Here is a 6,098-nt window from a genome sequence, read left to right as displayed (position 1 = left end):
GCGACGAATAGGTTCGCATACCGCCGCAATGAGTGGCTGGTGTACGAGTTGTCCCATCCATAAAAGCGGGGCGTGATGAGCACCGCATAGCGCAGGCCGAATTCCTGCATGTCGGTAACCTGATTCTCGACCGGCGCTTCCACCGCGACACGTTTCAATTCCGGCCGTTCGGGGTGATGGAAGGGAAACTTCGGGTCGAACGTCCAGACTTCCAGGTGCGTGTCAATGATCAGCTTCTCGGTTTTTGCCAAGGCAAGAGCAACGCTTGCTTTCGCAAGGAACGCTCGCCTACTGTTGCTTTCCGTCATCGTCCCAATCTTTACTGGTGATTCCGTTCAGATCCCATACAACCTTCCCTTCGCGCAGCGTCAATTCGCCGACCAGTTTCTGGTTGCCGCGCAACCGGAGTCGTGCCGAATCGACAAACCCGAAATCGCCATGGACCAACCGCAGGACGGCAATGTCAGCCGGTGCGCCCACCGAGAGATTCCCCAACTCTTCGTGATGAATTTCACGGGCCGGATGCCAGGTAGCACGAGCGATGACATCTTCAGGCGACATGCCCATATTCAAAAATTTCGACATCAGGTTGAGCATGTCCTTCATGCCGGCATTCATGCTTTCGATGTGCAGATCGGTGGAGATCGAGTCGGGAGCAAAACCTTGCCGGATCGCAGGGATGGCCTGCCGAAAGGAAAAGCTGCCGCCACCATGGCCGACATCAAAGATAATGCCCCGTTTGCGGGCCTCGAAGAGATAGGGCAAGAGCCGATGGTCCTCGTCGAGCATCGGCACAACGGAAAGATAAGTGTGCGTATAGATATCTCCAGGGCGCAAATGCTTGAGCACCAAATCCTGGAATGGCCGCTCGGGACGAAACGTTGCGAAATCGACCATCACCGGAACGTTGGCTAGCTTTCCCGCCTCGACTCCGCGATCAACGGCAATCCATTCCGGCCCGGCGTAGTGGGCCACCTTGATGCCCACAACCAGGTCGCTATTGCGTTTGGCAACTTCCGCGGTTCGCTTCGGATCCATGTCGCTGGTATTCTGTTCCACGTCTTTACGGCCGCCCATGCCGCTGCCGACAATGTTGAGCATGGCGAAAACGCGAGTCTGCACCTTATTGATGATCTCGTCGCGAAACACCCCAAAATTACGCCAACCGGAACTTCCGGCATCGACGACCGTGGTAACGCCGCTCCGAAAGGTGAACCCATCCGGGCGTACACAAGCTTCCCCGGTATATTCGCGGCCCATACTGGAAGCAAATACGTGGACGTGCATGTCCACCAGGCCGGGCGTGACGTAGAGAGTGGAAACATCGATTGTCTTCCGCGCTTCCGCCGGCGGAATATTCTCGAGAACGGCGGCAATCCGGCCATTGGCGATGGCGACATCGCGTACTGCCGAAAGATGGCTCTTGGCGTCGACGACATGCCCGCCTTTCAATAGAAGATCGTAGTGCGGCTGGGCCACCAGCGGCAGCGCGAGAACCAATTGGAAGAACAGCCGCATTCCCGTTTCATGCCTTCGCATTTGCTCGCGCAGTTGTTAAGATTTGCCGAAGCCGGCGCCCAACGATCATCTCTTCCCCAGTCTGCATGGTCATCGATATGATCTGCAGTTTGTTCTTCTCGCGGGGAGCCTTCGGATCGCCTTCTTTCACCGCGGGGACAAGGCTCGGGTTGGAATCTGTCAAAACTTCGATCCGCGGCTCCCCATTCCGCAACTCACGATCACAGTCCGCAACACCAAACTTCCACGCGCTCTCGTCCCAACTAACAGTGAGCGTCGGGTAGCGATTCCCGCCGTCTGGAATTTTGACACTGGTGGTTACCCCGGGTACTGTTTCAACTATTGCGGCAATTCGTTTGACACGCCGATTCCATTCGCTATTGAGGGCTTCGAGATCATATTTCGTCCAAGCTTCCACGGCCGCCAGGCAACCCATGACCTCTTCCTTGCCGACTTTCATAGCACGACAGATTGCACCTTCCCACGGACTGGTGTTCGCGAGCGCGGCCTCGATCAAATCCTTTCTGCCAAGCAGCAGCCCTGAACATTGCGGTCCGCCTAGACCCTTTCCCCCGCTGAAGCAAAACAAATCGACGCCCATCTTGGCGTAGAGCCGCAGGTTCTCGATCGGAGGAATTCCGGCGGCGTCGTCCAGAAGTAGCGGGACCTGTGACTGTTTTGCAATTGCGATCGCCTTCTCGAGGCTTTCTCCCAATCGTGTGGTGTAGATCATCGCCGTGTTGGGGCCGATGGCAGACTGCAGCTCTTCGGACGTATGAGTGACAACCAACTTGGCGCCGGTCAGTCGCAGGGCGCTATCGAAAGCGCTGCGCCCGCCAAACATGACGATTTCGTTTTTTAGCCCAGTCGTATTCGGAAGCTGCCAGATTTTGGCTGGATCAGTGCCCGCCATGCAAGCTGCGGCGGCGGAGGCCATCGCACCCGCCGAACCCGATGTCACCATGCCCGATTCAGCCCCTGAGAGTTCCGCCAAGCGCTTGCCTGCTGCTCGTTGCAGCTCAAAGATATCTACAAAGTACCGCGCGGCCTCTTGCTTTGCGGCGCGCACCTCCGGAAGTTCGAGCGACCCGCTTAGATATGTCCAAGTTCCGGGAGCGTTGATGAAGGGCCGTACTCCAAGCCGGCTATAAATATTTCCGGCAGGTCTCTTGCCCACCGCAGCGCGAGCCTTTTCCCAAAGCGTCTCGGCCGCGAAAGCCCCGAGGATCGGCAGAGCGGCCGCCCATTTCAATGCGGAACGGCGATTCAAAAATTCGTTCATTTCATGCTCCGGCAAATTACGAGTATATTGGCTCCAGGCGGTCGACAATGTACTTGCCACACCGTTTATAACTCGCAAGCGGGCCGTTGCGAGTTCGATCGAGGTCGACGCAGATCCAGCCCTTGTAGCCTATTTCTTTCAAAATGCGATGACAGGAAGGAAAATCGATGTCGCCGTCGCCCAGATCGTAGATACTCTCGAAGAACTTCGCATCCGACGAATCCTTTTTATGAGTTTTGCCGTTGGGTAGAACCAGATCGGCTGCGGGCTGCGTCCAGCGAGCATCCTTATAATCCATGAATACCAACCGATTCCGGTACTTATTGAATGTTCTTACGACATCACAACCGGCGAGGCGTAAATGGCCGGTATCCGGGGCGAAGTTGAATAATTTAGGGTCAGTCAACTGCATGCATTTGTCAACCTCTTCCGGACCTTGTACCATCTCCCCAAGATGATTGTGAACGCCTGCCTGGAAACCCATTTCACCGGCAGCTTCACCGATTAGATCGAATCCTTTGCACATTGCTCTGAACGCCCTATCGACATCGTGGCCTTCGGAAACGCGCTCCGGCGGAAAGACTACCAGGTGGTTAGCGCCGAATCCCTTAAGAAAGTTCATCGCCTCTCTCGCCTTAGCAACCACCTGCTTGTGTTGCGATGGATCGTTCACCCGTCCGCCGAACGAAATCGTCGCAACCTGCAGGTTACGCCGCGATATTTCGCGTTCAAGCTGTGACGCAGTCAAACTATACGTCTTCAGAATGCCGGGAAAACCCGTGAGCCGCACACCGATGAATCCGGTATCGCGCATGACATCGAGTATTTCCGTAATCGGTTCTGAAGGATAGTGAGACCAAAGACCGGCACTAAGCGCCCACTTAATATTTCGGTTAGCCGGCAAGCGGCCGGCGGCGGAAGAAATCGTCGCGGCTAGAGAAGCAACAAAAACGCGTCTGGTCATTTTAGTTCTCTGAAAAGGTCCTGGAAGCTATTGCATACTCAAGCATCTTTTCTCGATCGATTTTCCATCCGAGGCCCGGATCCTCCGGCAACTGAATGCAGCCTCCTCGAACCTGGAGCTGAGGCGAAATAATATCATCCCGAAACCAACGGTCGCTTGCTTCCACATCGGTCGGATAAGTGAAATTGTCGAGAGTCGCAAGAGCGGCTCCCTGCGCCTGGCCGATACCGAGCTCCGGCATGGAGCCGACCCATGCTTTGATGCCATGCTGGCGGCAGACCCGGTCCATTTCTAGAGCGTGATGAAATCCTCCGACACGCTGGATTTTGAAATTTGCGATTCGGAAGCTGCCAAGGCGGATCGCCTCGAGAAGCTGTTCTACGGTCTCGAGGCTCTCGTCTAAGCAAATCGGCGTCTGAACCCGGTCCTGCAGCTCCGCCAATTCTTCGAGAAAAGAGCCTGGGTAAGGCTGCTCGAACATCATCAGATTGAATTCATCCAACTCGCGAAAAACATTCACTTGCGCGGCGGTGTAGGCGCCATTTGCATCCACGAACAAAGGAATATCGCCGAACGCACGCCTGACGGCTTCTACTATCGCCACATCGCGGCCCGGCTCGATTTTCAACTTCACTCTGCGATAGCCGCTCTCGAGATAACGTTCGATTACGGAGAGGGTATGGTCAATATCGTCATACAATCCGACTGCCAGACCGGACTCGACCGTGTTTCTATTTCCGCCGAGTAAGCGATGCAGAGGTTTGTTTTGCATCTTCGCGAACAAGTCCCAAAGTGCTGTTTCCACGCCGGTCTTGGTGAAATTGCCGGCTTGCACTTCGTCCAATGCCCGGTTCCATTCATCGAGCGTTTCACAACTGTGCCCGACAATCGCCGGCGCAACCCGCGCACATAATTCCGTCCAGCATTTCTCCGGAGTATCGGCGGAATAGAAACTGCCGCCCATGGGAGATGATTCCCCGAAACCAACCAAGCCGTCGGAATGAAGGGCGACAACAATTCCCTCCTTGACCGACACACAACCAGAGCTGATTCTGAAGGGTTCGATGAGAGGGATACGAACGTGGGTAAAAGTAATTTCGTCAATTTTCAAAATCGAGTGGTCCGATCCCTGCAATCAGAAGCTGAACTTGAGCGCAAGAGTGCTGACAAACTGGCCTCCCAGACAGCACCACCCGCCCTGTGTCGCGGTAGGCTTTCCGAACAGGCTTGGACTCTTGAGGTTCACGACGGAACTCGGATTCACGAAGTTAGGCTGTTTGAAAACGTTGTTAATGTCGTAGCGCACCTGGAATACGTACCGCTCCTTGATAGTGATGTTCTTGGCGAGCGAGGTTTGCGTCCAGTTTAGGCCTGGGCCGTCGATGGTGTTCCTGCCGAGTGTCCCAGCCGTAAAAGCACCAGGATTCGAAAACGCATTAATATTCCACATAGCATTTTTCAGGTTGTTATTGAACCGGTCTCCAATCGTCCAATTTTGGACGATCAACTGCTCATTCGGCAGGATTTGATCCGGTCTAAGCGCTCCGTTTCCAGGCAAGTACGGATACGGGCTGCCTGCCGCCGTTGTCGCGCCGGTGGCATTCAATGTAAAGGTGACGGGCAGCCCGCTCTGGAATGTTTGTATGATTGAGGCATTCCATCCGCCCAGTATGTAATCCTTGACACCCCCGCCAGTCATCCACTTTCTACTCCGCCCAAAGGGAAGGTCGTAAGTTAAGTAAGTGACCGACCGATTAGTTACGTCAAAGCCTGCTCGGCCTTTCTCCAAACTGCGGTTGTAATACGTGATGCCCGTACAGAGCCCATCGTTATCGCAGTCGTCGATAGCCTTGGAACGCGTATAGAACGAAGTCATGGTCAATCCAAAGGACGTTCGTTTCTCGATCTTGATGGTGCCTGAGTGATACGTCGAATGACCAAAATTGCTCCACATATAAATCGATCCATAGTTAGGGAACGGCTTATTAGCCTGCTGATTTTGACAGATCCGATTTAACGTGGCAGGATTACTCGAGATATTCAACGGAATCGTATTGCTGTCCCATTGCTCGAGCAAACCGACGCCGGCTGAACCCTGATAGCTAAGCTCCGCCATCCAGGTCGGCCGAAACTGATACTGCAGCGTCGCATTCCAATTCATCGCGTAAGGATTACTGAGCGACGGGTCATAGCGTGTCGCATTCCGGGCGCTATAGTTCGTTCCCACAAACGGTGATGTCCCGTTGGGCAGAATAGTGTAGTTGACCGGGCCGGGGCCCTGGCTAAGGGAAAAAGCCGTTCTTGGGTCGCCGCTAGGGCGCTGAATGGAGACGC

At 54.7% G+C, this 6,098-nt stretch carries 6 protein-coding genes; all 6 read right to left on the bottom strand.

Features of this window, described 5'->3' with window-relative positions:
* The coding region (locus tag VGK48_20995) for an amidohydrolase (GenBank protein HEY2383660.1) at positions 1-251 on the bottom strand (251 nt) is incomplete at its 3' end.
* Between the two features lie 37 nt (positions 252-288).
* Positions 289-1,518: an amidohydrolase/deacetylase family metallohydrolase gene (locus VGK48_20990; GenBank protein HEY2383659.1), complete on the bottom strand. Its 1,230-nt coding sequence runs from the start codon at positions 1,516-1,518 to the stop codon at positions 289-291.
* Between the two features lie 7 nt (positions 1,519-1,525).
* Positions 1,526-2,587 carry an aminotransferase class V-fold PLP-dependent enzyme gene (locus tag VGK48_20985; GenBank protein ID HEY2383658.1) on the bottom strand — a complete coding sequence of 354 codons (1,062 nt, stop codon included), beginning with the start codon at positions 2,585-2,587 and terminating at the stop codon, positions 1,526-1,528.
* A 229-nt stretch (positions 2,588-2,816) separates the two neighbouring features.
* The gene (locus tag VGK48_20980; protein ID HEY2383657.1) at positions 2,817-3,614 is read right to left on the bottom strand and encodes a TIM barrel protein; all 798 of its coding nucleotides are present in this window, start codon (positions 3,612-3,614) and stop codon (positions 2,817-2,819) included.
* A 151-nt stretch (positions 3,615-3,765) separates the two neighbouring features.
* On the bottom strand, positions 3,766-4,875 hold the full coding sequence (menC, locus tag VGK48_20975; GenBank protein HEY2383656.1) for an o-succinylbenzoate synthase: 1,110 nt from the start codon (positions 4,873-4,875) through the stop codon (positions 3,766-3,768).
* Between the two features lie 24 nt (positions 4,876-4,899).
* A partial coding sequence (locus VGK48_20970; GenBank protein ID HEY2383655.1) for a hypothetical protein occupies positions 4,900-6,098 on the bottom strand: 1,199 nt, incomplete at its 5' end.

This window comes from Terriglobia bacterium (genome assembly GCA_036496425.1).
In the GTDB taxonomy this organism is placed as follows: domain Bacteria; phylum Acidobacteriota; class Terriglobia; order 20CM-2-55-15; family 20CM-2-55-15; genus 20CM-2-55-15.
Note: the sequence above shows the minus strand (reverse complement) of the source record. Positions and strands in the feature narration are given on the sequence as shown.

What these genes read in the sequence shown, in the direction of transcription:
- VGK48_20990 (HEY2383659.1), bottom strand. Translation starts at nt 1,518, where the DNA reads ATGCGGCTGTTCTTCCAATTGGTTCTCGCGCTGCCGCTGGTGGCCCAG.
- VGK48_20980 (HEY2383657.1), bottom strand. Translation starts at nt 3,614, where the DNA reads ATGCGCGATACCGGATTCATCGGTGTGCGGCTCACGGGTTTTCCCGGC.